The organism is Delftia sp. UME58 (assembly GCF_014170385.1).
GTDB lineage: Bacteria > Pseudomonadota > Gammaproteobacteria > Burkholderiales > Burkholderiaceae_C > Comamonas > Comamonas acidovorans.
The window spans coordinates 248,827-265,973 of the sequence record NZ_LZZV01000013.1 but is presented as its reverse complement, the minus strand read 5'-3'; the positions used below and the strand labels follow the sequence as shown (position 1 = coordinate 265,973).

Annotated in this window: 19 protein-coding genes; 13 read left to right on the top strand and 6 right to left on the bottom strand. The window is 65.8% G+C overall.

From position 1 onward, the window contains the following. Positions 1 to 7: 7 nt before the first annotated feature. Both A9976_RS04680 and A9976_RS04675 read right to left on the bottom strand, forming a co-directional pair. Entirely contained in the window at positions 8 to 910 is a 903-nt protein-coding gene (locus A9976_RS04680) for a LysR family transcriptional regulator (protein WP_183018015.1), read from the bottom strand. Positions 911 to 924: 14 nt separating this feature from the next. Next, positions 925 to 1,461 (bottom strand): MarR family winged helix-turn-helix transcriptional regulator, encoded by a 537-nt coding sequence (locus A9976_RS04675; protein ID WP_013802477.1) that lies wholly within the window; start codon positions 1,459 to 1,461, stop codon positions 925 to 927. A gap of 204 nt (positions 1,462 to 1,665) precedes the next feature. Between A9976_RS04675 and A9976_RS04670 the strand changes: the two genes are divergently transcribed. From A9976_RS04670 to A9976_RS04650, 5 genes are all read left to right on the top strand, one after another. Then, complete coding sequence (locus tag A9976_RS04670) at positions 1,666 to 2,874, top strand: 3-hydroxybenzoate 6-monooxygenase (RefSeq protein ID WP_183018014.1); 1,209 nt, start codon at positions 1,666 to 1,668, stop codon at positions 2,872 to 2,874. Positions 2,875 to 2,890: 16 nt separating this feature from the next. Further along, positions 2,891 to 3,928, top strand: coding sequence for a cupin domain-containing protein (locus tag A9976_RS04665; protein WP_183018013.1), 1,038 nt, complete (start codon positions 2,891 to 2,893; stop codon positions 3,926 to 3,928). A gap of 38 nt (positions 3,929 to 3,966) precedes the next feature. After that, entirely contained in the window at positions 3,967 to 4,674 is a 708-nt protein-coding gene (locus A9976_RS04660; RefSeq protein WP_183018012.1) for a fumarylacetoacetate hydrolase family protein, read from the top strand. 19 nt (positions 4,675 to 4,693) lie between these two features. Beyond that, the gene (gene maiA / locus A9976_RS04655) at positions 4,694 to 5,335 is read left to right on the top strand and encodes a maleylacetoacetate isomerase (protein ID WP_183018011.1); all 642 of its coding nucleotides are present in this window, start codon (positions 4,694 to 4,696) and stop codon (positions 5,333 to 5,335) included. Between the two features lie 115 nt (positions 5,336 to 5,450). Next, positions 5,451 to 6,488, top strand: a complete 1,038-nt coding sequence (locus A9976_RS04650) for a tripartite tricarboxylate transporter substrate binding protein (RefSeq protein WP_183018010.1) — start codon at positions 5,451 to 5,453, stop codon at positions 6,486 to 6,488. 206 nt (positions 6,489 to 6,694) lie between these two features. Here A9976_RS04650 and A9976_RS04645 read toward each other — a convergent pair whose 3' ends face one another. Further along, a complete protein-coding gene (locus tag A9976_RS04645) occupies positions 6,695 to 6,919 on the bottom strand; it encodes a hypothetical protein (RefSeq protein ID WP_183018009.1) in 225 nt (74 codons plus the stop codon). Further along, positions 6,916 to 7,317, bottom strand: coding sequence for a hypothetical protein (locus tag A9976_RS04640; RefSeq protein WP_183018008.1), 402 nt, complete (start codon positions 7,315 to 7,317; stop codon positions 6,916 to 6,918). The genes A9976_RS04645 and A9976_RS04640 overlap by 4 nt, the downstream gene beginning before the upstream one ends. A 277-nt stretch (positions 7,318 to 7,594) precedes the next feature. On the opposite strand from A9976_RS04640, the gene A9976_RS04635 reads away from it, so the two are divergent. Further along, complete coding sequence (locus A9976_RS04635) at positions 7,595 to 8,707, top strand: helix-turn-helix transcriptional regulator (protein ID WP_183018007.1); 1,113 nt, start codon at positions 7,595 to 7,597, stop codon at positions 8,705 to 8,707. Between the two features lie 16 nt (positions 8,708 to 8,723). On the opposite strand, the gene A9976_RS04630 is transcribed toward A9976_RS04635, so the two are convergent. Continuing rightward, on the bottom strand, positions 8,724 to 9,962 hold the full coding sequence (locus tag A9976_RS04630) for a flavin-dependent oxidoreductase (protein ID WP_183018006.1): 1,239 nt from the start codon (positions 9,960 to 9,962) through the stop codon (positions 8,724 to 8,726). A gap of 51 nt (positions 9,963 to 10,013) precedes the next feature. Continuing rightward, complete coding sequence (locus tag A9976_RS04625) at positions 10,014 to 10,994, bottom strand: tripartite tricarboxylate transporter substrate binding protein (protein ID WP_183018005.1); 981 nt, start codon at positions 10,992 to 10,994, stop codon at positions 10,014 to 10,016. Positions 10,995 to 11,107: 113 nt separating this feature from the next. On the opposite strand from A9976_RS04625, the gene A9976_RS04620 reads away from it, so the two are divergent. The 7 genes from A9976_RS04620 (at position 11,108) to mmsB (ending at position 17,005) form a co-directional block, all read left to right on the top strand. After that, a complete protein-coding gene (locus A9976_RS04620) occupies positions 11,108 to 11,656 on the top strand; it encodes a MarR family winged helix-turn-helix transcriptional regulator (RefSeq protein WP_183018004.1) in 549 nt (182 codons plus the stop codon). A 203-nt stretch (positions 11,657 to 11,859) separates the two neighbouring features. Next, the gene (locus A9976_RS04615) at positions 11,860 to 13,383 is read left to right on the top strand and encodes a CoA-acylating methylmalonate-semialdehyde dehydrogenase (protein ID WP_012205523.1); all 1,524 of its coding nucleotides are present in this window, start codon (positions 11,860 to 11,862) and stop codon (positions 13,381 to 13,383) included. A 61-nt stretch (positions 13,384 to 13,444) separates the two neighbouring features. After that, entirely contained in the window at positions 13,445 to 13,846 is a 402-nt protein-coding gene (locus A9976_RS04610) for a lysozyme inhibitor LprI family protein (RefSeq protein ID WP_183018003.1), read from the top strand. Between the two features lie 81 nt (positions 13,847 to 13,927). Beyond that, on the top strand, positions 13,928 to 15,094 hold the full coding sequence (locus A9976_RS04605) for an acyl-CoA dehydrogenase family protein (RefSeq protein WP_016446004.1): 1,167 nt from the start codon (positions 13,928 to 13,930) through the stop codon (positions 15,092 to 15,094). A gap of 40 nt (positions 15,095 to 15,134) precedes the next feature. Then, positions 15,135 to 15,599 carry a TfoX/Sxy family protein gene (locus A9976_RS04600; protein WP_183018002.1) on the top strand — a complete coding sequence of 155 codons (465 nt, stop codon included), beginning with the start codon at positions 15,135 to 15,137 and terminating at the stop codon, positions 15,597 to 15,599. Between the two features lie 22 nt (positions 15,600 to 15,621). Continuing rightward, positions 15,622 to 16,071, top strand: coding sequence for a DUF488 domain-containing protein (locus A9976_RS04595; protein WP_180317115.1), 450 nt, complete (start codon positions 15,622 to 15,624; stop codon positions 16,069 to 16,071). A gap of 37 nt (positions 16,072 to 16,108) precedes the next feature. Further along, a complete protein-coding gene (mmsB, locus tag A9976_RS04590) occupies positions 16,109 to 17,005 on the top strand; it encodes a 3-hydroxyisobutyrate dehydrogenase (RefSeq protein WP_183018001.1) in 897 nt (298 codons plus the stop codon). The last annotated feature ends 142 nt before the right edge of the window (positions 17,006 to 17,147 follow it).

The following is a 17,147-nucleotide window of genomic DNA, read 5'->3' as shown; positions in this document are numbered from 1 at the left end:
CAGGCCCTCAGGCTCTGGGCTTCAGCAAGCCGCCCATGCCCTGCACAGCCTCCCGCAAAAACCCCCAGACCGCCTCGATGCGCTGAACCTGCCGGGCATCCGAGGGCATGCTCATCCAGAAGGTGCGGGTGAAGCAGGCCTCGGCGGGCAGCACGCGGCTGAGCACGGGGTCGCGGTCGGCGATGAAGGCGGGCAGCACGGCCAGGCCGGCGCCGGCGCGCACGGCCTCGTACTGCGCGGTGATGCTGGTGCTGCGAAAGGCAAAGCGCTCGGGCTGGAACAGGGTGGACAGCAGCTGCAGCTCGCGCGTGAACAGCAGGTCGTCCACATAGTGGATGAAGCTGTGATGGCGCAGGTCCTCGGTGTGCGCCACCAACGGGCGGCGCGCAAGGTATTCGCGCTGGCCGTAGAGGAAGAGCCGGTAGTCCGTAAGCTTGGTGACCACGGCCGAGCCGCGCGTGGGGCGCTCCAGCGAGATGACGATGTCAGCCTCGCGCCGCGACAGGTGCAGCAGGCGCGGCAGGGCCAGCAGGTCGATGCTCAGCAGAGGATGGCGCTGGGTCAGCGCGGCCAGCTGCGGGGCCAGCAGCTGGGTGCCGAAGCCTTCGGTGGCGCCCACGCGCACCAGGCCCGACGGTCCCTGGCTGGTGGATTCCGCAGCCAGCGGCATGCGGTCCAGGCCGGCGGCGGCGCGCTGCATGGCATCTGCCACGCCCAGCAGCTGGCGGCCGGCCTCCGTGGGCCGCCATTGGCCGGCCTCGCGCTCGAAGAGCACGGCCCCCAGCTGTTTTTCCAGGGCCTGGATGCGGCGCGACACCGTGGTGTGCTCCACGCCCAGTTGCCGCGCGGCGGCGGCCATGCTGCCGCTGCGCGCCAGCTCGCCAAAGAATCTCAGGTGGTCCCAGTCCATGGGTCGAGGCCGCCTCAGTCGGCTGCGGCGCGGCGCGCGGCCAGCGTGCTGGGCGCACGCGCCAGCTCGTCGTTTTGCCGCACCAGGACGGCCATCATGTCCATGAACAGGCCCCGCTGCTCCTGCGGCAGCGGCTCCAGCATGCGCTGCTGGGCCCGCAGCACCGAGGGCTCGGCAGCGGCCAGCAGCGCAGCACCTTCTGCAGTGACCGACAGCAGGCGCACGCGCCGGTCGGCCGGGCTGGTGTTGCGCACCATGAGGCCGCGCGCCTCCAGCCGGTCGATGACGCTGCCGATGGTCGAGGTATCGAAGCCGATCATCCGCGCCAGCGTGCGCTGGTCCACGCCGGGCTGGCGCAGCACGGCAGACAGCGCCGCGTACTGCACGGGGGTCACGCCGAATTCCTGGGTCTCTTCCATGAAGACGGCCACCGCGATCTGCTGCAGGCGGCGGATGTGGTAGCCGGGGTAGTTTTCTAGTTCTGCGGGTTGGTAGTCCATGGCCATTGCGCTCTTTTCCGTGTCCCTGCGGGCAAGCGCAGATGTTCGCATGAACCGCCCCCTCCGTTGGCGTTGGCTGGCAGACAGGTGATTCACCCAGACACGCTGTCCGCCGTCGTTTTGCCTGCATCCAGGGAAACCCCAGGCTGGCCTGATGCAAATCAACACTACACTTATCGTCAGCATACTGTTTAATTACTCGCGACGCAGCTGACCCGCTGGCGGGCGACACGCACCACGAAGCACAGGACATCCATGAGCACCAGCATTTCTTCCCGGGCGCTGCCCGTTCTTGTGGCAGGCGGCGGCATTGGCGGCGTGGCGGCCGCGCTGGCCCTGGCGCGCCAGGGATTCGCCGTAAAGGTGCTGGAGCAGGCGCCGCAGCTCGGCGAGATCGGCGCCGGCATACAGCTGGGGCCCAACGCATTCGCGGCCTTCGACGCGCTGGGCATTGGCGAGCTGGCCCGTGGCCGCGCCGTCTATACCGACGAGATGGTGATGCACGACGCGCTCGATGAAAGACTGGTCGGCCGCATTCCCACGGGCGATGCGTTTCGCGCCCGCTTCGGCAACCCGTATGCGGTAATCCACCGCGCCGACATCCACACCTCGCTGCTCGAAGGCGCGCGCGCCCACGGCCATATCGAGACGCTGACGGGCACGCGCATCGAGGCCGTGCGGCAGGAGGGCGACACCGTCACCGTGCGCGACCAGCACGGCCACGTCCACGCGGGCCAGGCGCTGATAGGCGCAGATGGCGTGAAGTCCGTGGTGCGCCAGCAGTACGTGGGCGATGCGGCGCGCGTCTCCGGCCACGTGGTGTACCGCGCCGTGGTGGAGAAGAACGACTTCCCCGAGGACCTGCGCTGGAACGCGGCCAGCATCTGGGTCGGCCCCAACTACCACCTGGTGCACTACCCGTTGCGCGGCGGCGAGCAGTACAACGTGGTCGTCACCTTCCACAGCCGCGAGCAGGAGGAATGGGGCGTGCGCGAAGGCAGCAGCGAAGAGGTGCAAAGCTACTACAGCGACTGCTGCCCGCGCGCCCGCCAGCTCATAGCCCTGCCCAAAAGCTGGAAGCGCTGGGCCACGGCCGACCGCGAGCCCATTGGCCAGTGGAGCTTCGGCCGCGCCACGCTGCTGGGCGATGCCGCACACCCCACGCTGCAGTACATCGCCCAGGGCGCCTGCATGGCGCTGGAAGACGCGGTGACACTGGGCCAGGCGCTCAAGCGCTGCGGCAACGACTGGCCGCAGGCGCTGCGGCTGTACGAGCGCTCGCGCATCGCCCGCACGGCACGCGTGGTGTTGTCCGCGCGCGAGATGGGCCGCATCTTCCACGCCAGCGGCGTGGAGCGCCTGGTGCGCAACGACCTCTGGAAGGGCCGCACGCCCCAGCGTTTCTACGACGCCATGGAATGGCTGTACGGCTGGAAGGCCGAAACCTGCCTCGCCGAAGACTGAACACAAGGAGACCGCCATGCAAGAACTTGGCCGCCTGGAAGACCTGCCCCAGGACTACCGCGACGAACTCACGCGCAACAACCTGGTGCCGCTGTGGCCCAGCCTGCGCAACGTGATGCCGCCGCACACGCCGCGCCCGCGCACCCAGCCCATCGCCTGGCCGTACCAGACCATCCGCCCGCTGCTGATGCAGGCGGGCGAGCTGACGCCCATCGAAAAAGCCGAGCGCCGCGTGCTGGTGCTGGCCAATCCCGGCCATGGGCTGGAGAAGATGCAGGCCAGCTCCTCCATCTACCTGGGCATGCAGCTGCTGCTGCCCGGCGAGTGGGCGCCCTCGCACCGCCACACGCCCAATGCCGTGCGCATGGTGGTGGAAGGCCAGGGCGCATGGAGCCTGGTCGATGGCGAGAAATGCCCCATGGAGCGCGGCGACCTCATCCTCACGCCCACGGGGCTGTGGCATGAGCATGGCCACGACGGGGACGAGGCCGTGGTCTGGCTCGATGTGCTGGACCTGCCCCTGGCCTACTACCTGGAAGTCACCTATCACGTGGACGGCCCGCGCCAGCCCGCCCTGCCCGGCCGTGGCGACCGGGCGTATGCGCGCGGTGGCCTGGCGCCCACGCAGGTGTTCGCGCGCAGCGCCAAGGCCTACCCCATGCTGCGCTACCCCTGGAAGGATGCCCGCGCCGCGCTGCTGGAGCTGGCCGCCGACCGGCCGGACCTGGACTGCGTGCAGCTCACCTATACCAACCCCGAGACCGGTGCCGACTGCGAAAACATCCTGGGCTTCTACGCGCTGATGCTGCGCCCGGGGCAGACGCTGCAGTTGCCTGCCCGCTCGCCGGCCTGCGTGTTCCATGTCATCGAGGGCGGCGCCAGCGTGGCCGCCGTGGACCGCCATTTCGACCTGGCACCGGCGGACACCTGCTGCGTGCCCGGCTGGGCGCCCGCCACGCTGGCCAATGCCAGCGCCAGCGAGCCGGCCTTCCTCTTCCTGGCCGACGAGGCTCCTTTGCACCGAAAGCTGGGCCTCTACGAAGTCCGGCCTTGAATCCTCCGATTTCTCTTTCCTCCCCCATCGCCAATACCATGACCGCCCCCCAATATCTCTGGACCCCGCCCCCCGTCCAATCCCTGCCCGTGCGCGGCAGCACGCAGCGCCTGCCCGTGAACCGCCTGTTCTTCGTGGGCCGCAACTACCACGCCCATGCCGTCGAGATGGGCCGCCCGGTGGACAAGAGCGTGGAGCGCCCCTTCTACTTCACCAAGGCCCCCTCCACCCTGACCGAATCGGGCGCCACCGTGGCCTACCCGCCCGAGACGAACAACTACCACTTCGAGATGGAACTGGTGGTGGCCATCGGCAAGGCGGGCTTTCGCATTGCGGCGGACCAGGCCCATGAACACATCTACGGCTACGCCTGCGGCCTGGACATGACGCGCCGCGACCTGCAGCTGGTGGCGCGCGACAAGGGCCGGCCCTGGGATCTGGGCAAGGATGTGGAGCAGTCCTCGGTGGCCGGCGAGATCGTACCCATGCCGGGCCAGGTGATCGAATCCGGCGCCATTGCGCTGGCCGTCAATGGCGAGACCAGGCAGCAATCCGACTTGGACAAGCTGATCTGGAACATCCGCGAAATCATTGCCGACCTCTCGCTGTTCTATCACCTGCAGCCCGGCGACCTCATCTACACAGGCACGCCCGAAGGCGTGGGCGCCGTGCTGCCGGGCGACCGCATCACGGGCCACGTGCGGGGCGTGGGCGAGATCGCGCTCACCGTGGGCCAGCCCGAATAAGGCCAGGGAGACAACCGCCATGAAGCTCTACGGCTTTTTCCGCAGCGGCACCTCGCACCGCCTGCGCATCGCGCTCAACCTCAAGGGCCTGAGCCCTGACTACTTTCCCGTGGACCTGCGCGTGGACGAGCAGGCCCGGCCGCCCTTCAGGCAGATCAACCCGCAGGGCCTGGTGCCGGCGCTGACGCTGGACGACGGCCGCACGCTGATCCAGTCGCCGGCCATCATCGAATGGCTGGAGGAGCGCCACCCCGAGCCGCCGCTGCTGCCCGCCGACCCCGAGGACCGCGCCCAGGTGCGCGCGCTGGCCGCCATCGTGGGCTGCGACGTGCATCCCATCAACAACCGCCGCATCCTGCAGACCCTGCGCCGCCAGTTCGGTGCGGACGAAGCCGCCATCAACGCCTGGTGTGCCACCTGGATTGCCGACGGCTTCGACGCCATCGAGGCCCTGCTCGCGCAGGACACGCGGCGCGGCGACTTCTGCTTTGGCCACGCGCCCACGCTGGCCGATGTCTACCTGGTTCCCCAGATCGAAAGCGCGCGCCGCTTCGGCGTGGACCTGGCCCGCTGGCCGCTGATCAGCGCAGTGGACCGCGCCTGCGCCGCCCTGCCCGCCTTTGCACGGGCCGCGCCCTCGGCCCAGCCTGACGCCGGCTGAACCGCGCCCGGAACCCGCCGCGCCTTTGCCGGCAGCCCCACCCCGCCCCGAGTCCTCGCCAGAAGGACCGGGCATTGCAAGCAGTGAAAAAAGCAGATCCAACAGGAGACAGACTGTGAAAGCATCCCCATCCGACCGCCTCGGCGCCGCCCTCTACCGCCGCAAGGCCCTTGCAGGCGCAGCCCTGCTGCTGGCTTCCATCGCCCCGCTGCATTGCGCCTGGGCACAGGCAGGCTCCAGCAGCACCGCCAGCTTTCCAACGCGCCCCGTCACCGTGATCACGGCCTTTGCCGTGGGCAGCGGCCCTGATGCCGTGCTGCGCATCGTGGGCGAAAAGCTTGCCGCGCGCTGGAAGCAGGGCGTGACCGTGGACAACCGCCCTGGCGGCGGCGGCTTTGTCGCCATCGAAGCCGCACGCCGCGCCAAGCCCGACGGCTACACGCTGCTGCAGCTCGACAGCGAACACATCTCCGCCCTGCCCTATCTCTACAGGCAGCGCAACTTCCATCCGCTGCAGCACTTCGATCCCGTGGCGCCGCTGTTCCTCACGCCCTTCTTCGTGGCCGTGCCCACGAACTCGCACTGGAAAAGCATGGGCGACCTGATCAAGGCGGCCAAGTCGGAGCCCGGCAAGGTCAGCTACGGCTCCTGGGGCGTGGGCAGCCCCGGCCACCTGGGCAGCGAATGGCTGGACTTCCTGACCGGCAGCAAGATGACCCATGTGCCCTATCGCGAGGTCAGCCAGCTCTACACCTCGGTGGCCAATGGCGATCCGGCCTGGAGCTTTGCCAGCATTCCCTCCAGCCAGGGCATCTACAAGTCCGGCAAGATCCGCTACCTGGCCGTGGCCGCTCCACAGCGCATCGCCCAGATGCCCGACGTGCCCACCGTGGCCGAATCGGGCGGCCCGGCAGAGCTCATCGTGAACTCCTTCGTCTCCCTGCTGACCCCCAAGGGCGTGGACGCCGCCTTGCGCGACCGGATCCATGCCGACGTGGTCGCCGTGCTGCAGGACCCGCAGGTGCGCGAGAAATTCGCCACCTTCGCCTTCCAGCCCATCACCTGGGAGGTGCCGGAGATGGAGAAATTCGCCAGGACCAAGGCCGATCAATACAAGCTGCTGATTCAGAAGGCGAATATCAGTCTGGATTGAAAGGCCGGTATCGACCCAGCAACGGGGCGCAGCGCGCCCCTGCTTTTCGGCCCCCGCCCCATATGTCCGTGCCCGTGCCCGTGCCCGGGTCGTGGCGGTTGCGGGGGCTGTCTTGTCAAGTGCCTTCCATATCACTTGCGTCATGAAATTAGTTATTGCCTGAAATATCCGCAAAGCAGTATCACTCGTGCTCCGGGAATAGTCTTTTAGGTCGGGGCGTGATAGGTCCTCTTTTTTACGTTGGAAATTGGACTGGCTTCCCAATCCGGGTCTTCCATTGCGTGACCTGGCTCTCCTGCTGGCATGGCAGGAAAGCAACCGGTGATCTGACATCCGCAGCCTGCATTCCTGAAACCAGCAAGAATGCGGCCGAAGCCGGTGACGAATTCAATCCATTCATGGCGATTCCATCGAAACTCGAAAGCCATCATGGATACATATCCAACTGAACAGAGTGTGTCGATTGCTGCTGACCATCAGTGGTTTCGTACTTCACACGATATTTTATGACAGTTGACTGCTTTTCCGCCACCTGGCTGGCAGTCACATACACGACTCCACCGGGAACCTTGGATGCACAGTTTTGCCTGGACGCATTAACCAGCTCCTCTCTCACTCCAAATTGAAGTGCCGGATTGTTCCCGTCGAGTATATCGATGCCAGAAACTTTTTGCAATGTGGAATTGCAGTTCTTGACCCAGTACACAACTCCGATATCGGCACTCTCACCTGATTTGATCGAGATAACTCTATTTTGGCCGTATGCACCGGCCAATACGAACATGGATGCCGAAAGGATTATTGCAAGTTTCATTTTCATGATATTCATTTCAATCATTCAGGAAATGTGACGGATTTAATCACTTCTTCATTCCTGAATTCTCCTCAGAGAAAGTTGAGACATACGAAATATGCTGGCATAGATCGCCCCAAGAGTCTTTCCATCAATAACAGGGAATTGCTTAAACCTGCAATCGAAAGTGCGCAGGGTACATTTTGCTTCATTACATCGGCTTACTCCCAGGTTCGCATCCCCAAATTTTGGGTTAGGCTGGGTGAGATCATTCGCACGTTTATTCTTTTGATCACATAAAAATCGATCCATCATGAATTTTGGTGATAAAAAAGAATTCGGGGGCTTGGTCAACGACCTCTATGCCGCAGCCTTGGGTGATGTGGCTTGGTCAGAGGCTATCGAGGGGCTGCGCACGCACTCAGGAACCCGGCTCGCCACCTGGTTGTGGCATGACCTAGAGTCAGGTGAAACGGGCATTCGTGGATTGGCTGCCGATGATTCGTCATGGATGAATCACATGCTGGGCAGCTACACGCAAGAATTTGTTCGTTACGACCCCGCTCAGGGTCTGTCTAGAAACTGGAGCGGAGGCTACTGGCTTGACGACCTGCAGGAGTTCCCTCCTGAAGTGCGTGAACGCGGCGTGTTCTATCAGGAGTACCTACGACCCAACGGTGTAGGCAGTTGGTCCGGGGTCGTGATCTCACGCACACTTCAGCAAGTGGAGTTCCTGGCCTATCACGGTCAACCACAGGTGGCAGGCGTGGCAAGGCAGCTCTGGCGACGGAGAGAGGTGGACAGCCTGCGTTCGCACATGGTGCGGGCACTCCAGTTGCAGCAACGTCTGGCACAGCCACAGGAACGTTCTGCCCTGGCCGAGTCAGCATTGAATGGGTTGGCAGCATCCGTCTTCGTGCTCGATGAGACAGGCAGGCTGCTCTTGGGGAATGCAGCAGCGCACCAACTGATCGCCAGCGAGCCTGCGGTGCGTTTTCGGTCTGGACGGTTCGCACCTGAAGGCTATGAAGAACCTGCACTCTGGCAGGCTGCTTGCTCACAAGGTGCCGTGTCATTGCGCCGCCGCTCAGGTGCTCCTTTGCAGCTTGCACTGACACCCGTCCCACCGTCAGCCGAGATTGCCAGACAATGGCAAAAGCCTTTGCTGTTGATGACAGGGCCAGCCGCACCAGAGGATCCAGGGCGGGCCAGCCGCCTGCGGGTGTTGTATGGACTGACGCATGGGGAAGCCACGCTATGTGTCATGCTTGCCTATGACGGATTGACACCACAAGAATGTGCCGACGAGAGGCGTGTGTCCATCCATACGATCCGCTCCCAAATCAAGATCATTGAAGCCAAGATGGGGATCAACACCTTGGCTCAATTGGTCCGCCTTGTTCTGATACCCACTATGTCAGGCTAGTTGTCGCCTCAGCAACTCAGCCTTGCGACTGCGGATTCGCGAACCCCGCCACCTGCTCGTAGTTGCGCGCAATGGCGCGCAGCTCATCCTGGCTGATCAGCTCGTCGATATGGCCGAAGGGCTGGCCGCCGCTGAGCTCGTCGGCCTTCATGATGATGAAGTCGGGCGGCGTGGAGCGGTTGGTCAGCACGATCTGGCTGGTGGCGGGCAGGCGGCTGGCCTCGTAGGCGGCCAGCAGCGCCAGCGGGTCGCCTTGCGGGTCGGCGGCCAGCAGGTCGGCCAGCACGCGCGCATCGCGCATGGCCTGGGCCGAGCCGTTGGAGCCGCGCGGATACATGGGGTGGGCCGCATCGCCCAGCAGGGTCACGCGGCCAAAGCTCCACTGGTCCACGGGGTCCTTGTCCACCATGGGGTACTCGAAGATGGTTTCGGCCGAGCGGATCAGCGCCGGCACATCCAGCCAGTCGAAGGTCCAGCCGCCAAAGATGGCCAGCACATCCTCCATGCGGCCGGCGCGGTTCCAGTCGTTCATGCGCATCTGCGGGTCGCGGATCTCTGCCACCCAGTTGATCAGCTGCGTGCCCTGCCCGTCGATATCGTCCTCGATGGGATAGATCACCATCTTGCCGGTATCGACCGAGCCGATGCGCAGGTAGCTCTTGCCCGTGAGGATGGGCTTGAAGCGCGACACGCCGCGCCATGTATTGATGCCGCCGAAGGCCAGCTCCTCCTGCGGATAGAACTGGCGCCGCACGGCGGAGTTGACGCCATCGCAGGCCACGACGATGTCGGCCGTGGCGGACGGCGGCGCATGGCCCAGGGCATCCGGCGCGAAATGCACGGTGGCGCCATGGGCCGACTGGTCCACGCGCACGCAGCGGTGGCCCGTGTGCACGGCGCCCTGGCCCAGGCGCTGCACGGTCGCCTCGAAAAGAACGCGGTGCAGGCGGCCCCGGTGTATGCCCAGTTCCGGCAGCTCGTAGCCCGCATGGCGGCCGCGTAGCTCGCGGTAGACGAACTGGCCGTAGCGGTTGAAGAACACGCTTTCCAGGTTCTCGATCGCCAGGGCCTCCAGCTGCGGCTGCAGGCCCAGGTCGCTGAGCTCGCGCATGGCATGCGGCAGCAGGGTAATGCCCGCGCCGATCTCGCGGACCTCGGGCACGGCCTCGAAGACTTCGCAGGCAATGCCTCTTTGATGCAGGGCCAATGCCAGACACAGGCCTCCGATGCCGCCCCCCACGATCGCTACTTTCATCCGCTGCCTCTCCATGCTTTCTCCCCTGGGCGCCGGTTGCGCCCGCCCCGCCTACTCGGCGGTAATCCCCCGCGCCCTGACCAGATCGGCCCAGCGCCGGGCGTCCTTTTGCACCAGGGCCTTGAACTCGGCCGGCGTGCTGCCGGCCGGATCCATCCCCTGGGGCGCGAAGGCATGCCGGACTTCCTCCGACGCCAAAATCGCGCGGATCTCGCGATTGAGGGCATCGACCTGGTCCGCCGGCATGCCGGCCGGCGCAAACACGCCGTACCACATATCCACGTTCACGTCGCCCGCCTTGGCCTCCTTGAGCGTGGGCACATCGGGCAGCAGCGGGTGGCGCTGTTGGCTGCCAATGCCCAGCGCGCGCAGCTTGCCGGCCCTCACATGCACCAGGGCCACGTGAATGGGCAGGAACATGCATTCCACCTGGCCGCCCAGCAGGTCCGTCAGCGCCGGCCCTGTTCCGCGATACGGGATGTGCGTGATCGAGACGCCAGCCGTGCTCTTGAAAAGCTCCATCGCCATATGGTGCGGAGTGCCCACTCCCGGCGATGCGTAATTGATGCGGCCCGGCGAAGCCTTGGCAGCCTTGACCAGATCGGTCGCCGTCCGATAGGCGGAGGCCGTGGGCGTCACCAGAATCAGCTGTCCCCAGCTGGTCAGCGTCACAGGCTCGAGGTCTGTCAGCGGATTGAATGGCAACTTGGGATACAGCGATGCGTTCATCACCAGGGTATTCACTGTCACCAAAAGCGTCTGGCCATTGGCGGGCGAGCGCACAACGGCCTCGGTCCCGATATTTCCAGAGGCGCCCGGCTTGTTCTCCACCACCACGGGCCGGCCCTGACGCCTGGCCAGCAAAGGACCGATCGTTCGCGCAATCGTGTCGATTCCAGTACCCGGAGTGAATGGCACAATCAATTTCAGAGGCACACTCTCGGTACTGGCGATAGCGCCTGCTACGGGTAAACCCAATACCCCCAATCCGCTTGTCTTCAAAAATTGCCGTCTGCCAACAAAATTCCTCATGTAGACCTCTTTTGTAGTTAGCATGCAAACGCATGCTGATCATGCACCAGAATGGGCACAATTGGTGGAAAACGAATGAATACTGGACACCTTTGCAAGAATACTAGACGCATATGGACACGATGACGCCTGCACCACTGCCGCTATATCAGCGCCCTGGCTTTTTGCTGCGGCGCGCCCACCAGATTTCGGTCGGCATTTTTGAAGAGCAATGCCGCCCACTGGGTCTGACGCCGCCGCAGTACGGCGCGCTGGTGTTGATCGACGCCTCCCCCGGCTCCGACCAAAGCTCCCTGGCGCGAGCCATGGGCTTCGACAAGGTGACCACGCTGCGCCTGGTGCGCGGGCTGGAAGAGCGCGAATACGTGCACCGCGCCCTGAGCACGCGCGACCGCCGCCAGCACGAGCTGACGCTGACCGACAAAGGCCGCGCCCTCCTGGCCGCCAGCGTGCCGCTGGTGGATCAGGCCTACCAACGCCTGGTGTCCCCGCTGCAAGACGATGAGCTGCAGGAACTGCTGCGCCTGCTGACCAAGCTGGAATCCGGCCTGGGCGCCAACGCCCGCGTGAAGCTGGAGCCGCTGCACAAGCCCTGCGCCCCCGCCGTTCAGACGCCTGCATCCGCTGGCGATCGGCCACTGCCCGCCACCGGCACGAACTGAGCTTTCGAGTTTCCGGACCCGCATGGCCTGCGCCACTCGCAGGCCATGCTTTCTTGCGCGGCCAGGATTGCGCAATGCTGTGCAAAAACGCACATACATACTGCAAACATCTCCATTGCTTGCGAAAAACCGCACAGCTACCATGCGATGAACGCCCGGCGCACGGCATGCCGGGCTGACACCACCGCAACAGGAGACAAGCCATGAATGCATCCACGTCCGCCAAGGTTTTGGCGCCCACGGTCAAGCTGCTGATCAACGGCAAGCTGGTCGAATCCCAAAGCACCCAATGGCGCGATGTGGTCAACCCGGCCACGCAGGAGGTGCTGGCCCGCGTGCCCTTTGCCACGCCCGACGAGGTCAATGCCGCCGTCGCCAACGCCAAGGAAGCCTTCAAGACCTGGCGCAAGACGCCCATCGGCCAGCGCGCCCGCATCTTCCTGAAGCTGCAGCAGCTGATCCGCGAGAACATGAAGGAGCTGGCCGCGCTGCTGACGGCCGAACAGGGCAAGACCCTGCCTGACGCCGAAGGCGACGTCTTCCGCGGCCTGGAAGTGGTGGAGCATGCGGCCAACATCGGCTCGCTGCAGCTGGGCGAGCTGGCCAACAACGTGGCCAACGGCGTGGACACCTATTCCGTGCTGCAGCCCCTGGGCGTGTGCGCGGGCATCACCCCCTTCAACTTCCCGGCCATGATTCCGCTGTGGATGTTCCCCATGGCCATCGCCACGGGCAACACCTTCGTGCTCAAGCCCTCCGAGCAGGACCCCATGGTCACCATGCGCCTGTGCGAACTGGCACTGGAAGCCGGCATTCCGCCCGGCGTGCTGAACGTGGTGCACGGCGGCGAGGACGTGGTCAACGCCATCTGCGACCACCCCGACATCAAGGCCATCAGCTTCGTGGGCTCCACCAAGGTCGGCACCCATGTCTACAACCGCGCAAGCCTGGCCGGCAAGCGCGTGCAATGCATGATGGGCGCCAAGAACCACGCCATCGTCATGCCCGACGCCAACAAGGAGCAAACGCTCAACGCCCTGCTGGGCGCAGCCTTCGGCGCGGCAGGCCAGCGCTGCATGGCGCTGTCGGTGGCCGTGCTGGTGGGCGATGCACAGAAGTGGATTCCCGAGCTGGTGGAAAAGTCCAAGACCCTCAAGGTCAGCGGCGGCACCGAGCCCGGCACCGACGTGGGCCCGCTGGTGTCCTGTGCGGCGCTGTCGCGTGTGGAAAGCCTGATCGAACGCGGCCTGGCCGACGGCGCCAAGCTGGAACTGGACGGCCGCAAGCCCCAGGTGGCCGGCTACGACAAGGGCAACTTCGTCGGCCCCACCGTGTTCAGCGGCGTCAAGCCCGGCATGAGCGTGTATGACCAGGAAATCTTCGGCCCCGTGCTGTGCCTGGCGGCTGCCGACAGCCTGGACGAGGCCATCGAGTTCATCAACGCCAACCCCAACGGCAACGGCACGGCCATCTTCACGCAGTCGGGCGCCGCGGCGCGCAAGTTCCAGGAAGACATCGACGTGGGCCAGGTCGGCATCAACGTGCCGATTCCCGTGCCGGTTCCCCTGTTCTCCTTCACGGGCAGCCGCGCCTCCAAGCTGGGCGACCTGGGCCCCTACGGCAAGCAGGTCGTGCTGTTCTACACGCAGACCAAGACCGTCACGGCGCGCTGGTTCGACGACAGCACCACCAGCCAGGGCGTGAACACCACCATCAGCCTGCGCTGATGCACGGGTCGGCGGACACGGATTGATCCGGGGCAGGCCCCGGCTCTGGGATGATGGCGGCATGCGTTTTCCAATGACCGCCTCCCTCTCCCGGTGCCTGGGCACTGCCTTGCTGACCACCCTGTGCGCCCTGCCCCTGACCCTTCACGCGCAGGCCGGTGCAGCCTGCGACCCGGCATCCAGCGCCGCCGCCAGCCGCAATGCCTGTGCGGTCCAGGCCTTCCAGGAGGCCGACACCGCGCTCAACATCCGCTACCTGGATGTCATGCAGCAACTGCCCCAGGGCAAGCGCACGGGCCTGCGCCACGACCAGAACGGCTGGATCAAGGGCCGCACGGCGCGCTGCAAGGCCGCCACGCGCGACAGCGAAACCCGGCCCGAAGGACCGCGCCTGTACCACGAGTGCCTCACGGCCGCGACACAGGAGCGCATGCAGGCGCTGGAGCGCTGGTTGCAGCACTGAGCACCGCACGCACCGACAGGCACCGACAGCCCCCCCAGAACAACAAGGGCCCCAGAGCCCAACGCAGGAGACAAGCCAGCCATGGACTTCGAACTCAACGACGACCAGCGCGCCTTTGCCGAATCGGCCCGCGCCTTTGCCCAGGCCGAACTCGCGCCCCATGCCGCGCACTGGGACCGTGAATCCATCTTCCCGCGCGAGGCCATCGCCAAGGCGGGCGAACTGGGCTTTTGCGGCCTGTACGCGCCCGAGAACGCTGGCGGCCTGCAACTGCCGCGCCTGGACGCCACCATGGTCTTCGAGGAACTGGCCGCCGTCGATCCCTCCACCACCGCCTTCATCACCATCCACAACATGGCCACCTGGATGCTGGGCACCTGGGCCACCGACGCCGTGCGCGCCGAATGGGGCGAGGCCCTGACCAGCGGCCGCAAGCTGGCCAGCTACTGCCTGACCGAGCCCGGCGCGGGCTCGGACGCCGGCTCGCTCAAGACCCGGGCCGAGCTGGCGGGGCATGAATACATCATCAACGGCGCCAAGGCCTTCATCAGCGGCGCGGGCAGCACCGACATGCTGGTGCTGATGGCCAGAACGGGCGACGCAGGCTCGGGCGCCAGCGGTATCTCGGCCTTTGCCGTGCCTGCCGACCTGCCCGGCATCAGCTACGGCAAGAAGGAAGAGAAGATGGGCTGGAACAGCCAGCCCACGCGCGTCATCAGCTTCGACAACGTGCGCATTCCCGCCCAGAACCTGCTGGGCCGCGAGGGCGAAGGCTTCAAGATCGCCATGAAGGGCCTGGACGGCGGGCGCATCAACATCGCCACCTGCTCCGTGGGCGCCGCCCAGGGCGCGCTCACCCAGGCCCAGCAGTACATGCACGAGCGCAAGCAGTTCGGCAAACCCATTGCCAGCTTCCAGGCCCTGCAGTTCAAGCTGGCCGACATGGCCACCGAACTCGTGGCCGCGCGCCAGATGGTGCGCCTGGCCGCCTCCAAGCTCGATGCCGGCGCGCGCGACGCCTCCACCTACTGCGCCATGGCCAAGCGCTTTGCCACCGATGCCGGCTTCATGGTCTGCAACGAAGCCCTGCAACTGCACGGCGGCTACGGCTACATCCGCGAATACCCGCTGGAGCGCCTCATGCGCGATGCCCGCGTGCACCAGATCCTCGAAGGCACGAACGAAATCATGCGCGTCATCATCGCGCGGCGCATGCTGGAAGGCGATGCGCCGGACATGATCCGCTGAACCGGGCTGCGCCACCCGCCCTGCACCAGCACGTCACCCCATGCCCGCCCGCCCGCTCTCCGACACCACGCTGCACCTCATAGACGCCGTGCGCGAAGCCCTGGCCGGCTGCGACGAAGTGCAGGAAAAGCGCATGTTCGGCTGCCATGTCTTCATGGTCAACGGCAAGCTGTGCCTGGGCGTGGAGGACGACGAACTGCTGGTGCGCCTGCCGCCCTCGCAGCACGCCGCCGTGGCCGAGACGCCGGGCCTGCGCCCGCTCTCGTCCAAGGGCCAGATGGACGGCTACTTCTTCATCGGCCCCGCCGCCTATGCCACGCGCCAGCAGTGGCAGCACTGGATTGCCCAGGCCCTGGCCTTCAACCCCCACGCCAAGGCCACGCCCCCCAGAAAACGCAAGCCCCAGGCCAGCGAACCCGCGCCCGCCGACGCAACGACCCCGCCAGCGCCGCCCGCCCCGGCCGGGCGCCGCACACGCAAGCACCCCATCTTCGGCGACGAATAAGCCCCCTTTGCAGGAGAGCCCCATGCCCATCCGCATCGTCCAGCTAGGCAGCCCCCGCCACGCCGATGAAGGCCTGCGCATAGGCACCGTGCGCCGCCCGCCGCGCGGCGTGCCCAAGGCCGAATTCGCCAGCCGCGACTACTACGACGTCTGGTACCCCGAACTCTCGCCCCAGCCCGACACCATGCACACCGCGCTCGAATCGCACCGCCTGCAGGACCACGGCCAGCAGGCCGAGGCCGACAAGCTCTGGCAGCAATTCGTGCGCAAATTCCGCAAGGAAATGGCCGAACCCGCCGCCAGCCGCACCCTGGACCTGCTGGCCGCCCTCTCGCAGCACAGCGCCTTTGCCATCGGCTGCTACTGCGAGCAGGAGGCGCGCTGCCATCGCGGCATCCTGCGCTCCCTGCTCAAGGAACGCGGCGCCGACATTGCGAACGGCGACACGAACACTAGCGACACCGGCCACTGAGACACACCACAAGCTTCACAACACAGGAGACAAGCACATGCAGATCGCATTCATCGGACTCGGCAACATGGGCGGCCCCATGGCCATCAACCTGCACAAGGCCGGCCACACGGTCAAGGCCTTCGACCTCTCCAAGGACGCCTGCGCCAAGGTCGCTGCAGAGGGCGTGAGCATTGCCGCCAGCGCCGAGGACGCCGTGCAGGGCGCCGAAGCCGTGGTCTCCATGCTGCCCGCCAGCCAGCACGTGGAAGGCCTCTTCCTCGGCCGTGACGGCGCAGGCGGCCTGCTGCAGCGCATTGCCAAGGGCGCCCTCATCATCGACAGCTCCACCATCGCCGCCGCCACCAGCCAAAAGGTCGCCAAGGCCGCACAGGCCGCAGGCATCGCCTTCATCGACGCCCCCGTCTCCGGCGGCACGGGCGGCGCCATTGCAGGCACCCTCACCTTCATGGTGGGCGGCAGCGACGCCGACCTCGAACGCGCCCGCCCCCTGCTCGAAAAAATGGGCGCCAACATCTTCCACGCCGGCGCCGTGGGCGCGGGCCAGACCGCCAAGATCTGCAACAACATGCTGCTGGGCATCCTCATGATCGGCACCAGCGAAGCCATCGCCCTGGGCGTGGCCAACGGCCTGGACCCCAAGGTCCTCAGCGAAATCATGCGCCGCAGCTCGGGCGGCAACTGGGCCCTGGAAAAATACAATCCCTTCCCCGGCGTCCACGAAAACGCCCCCGCCTCCAAGAATTATGCTGGCGGCTTCGGCACCGACCTCATGCTCAAGGACCTGGGCCTGGCCCAGGAAAACGCCATGGCCGTCAAGGCCTCCACGCCCCTGGGCGGCATGGCCCGCGCCATGTACGCCATGCACTCCATCGCCGGCAACGGCGCCCTGGACTTCTCCAGCGTCATCCGCTCCCTGCAGAAGAACGGCTGACCGCCAAACATCAGGCCAGCGGCCGGATGCCCAAGCACCCGCCCCCAATCCCGTATGCCAGCGCCTGCGTCGGGCCGCCTGCGGGGTTGCAGTCCTGCCGAAGGACAGGACTGCTTCGTCAACTGACTCGCCGCAGTTGTCT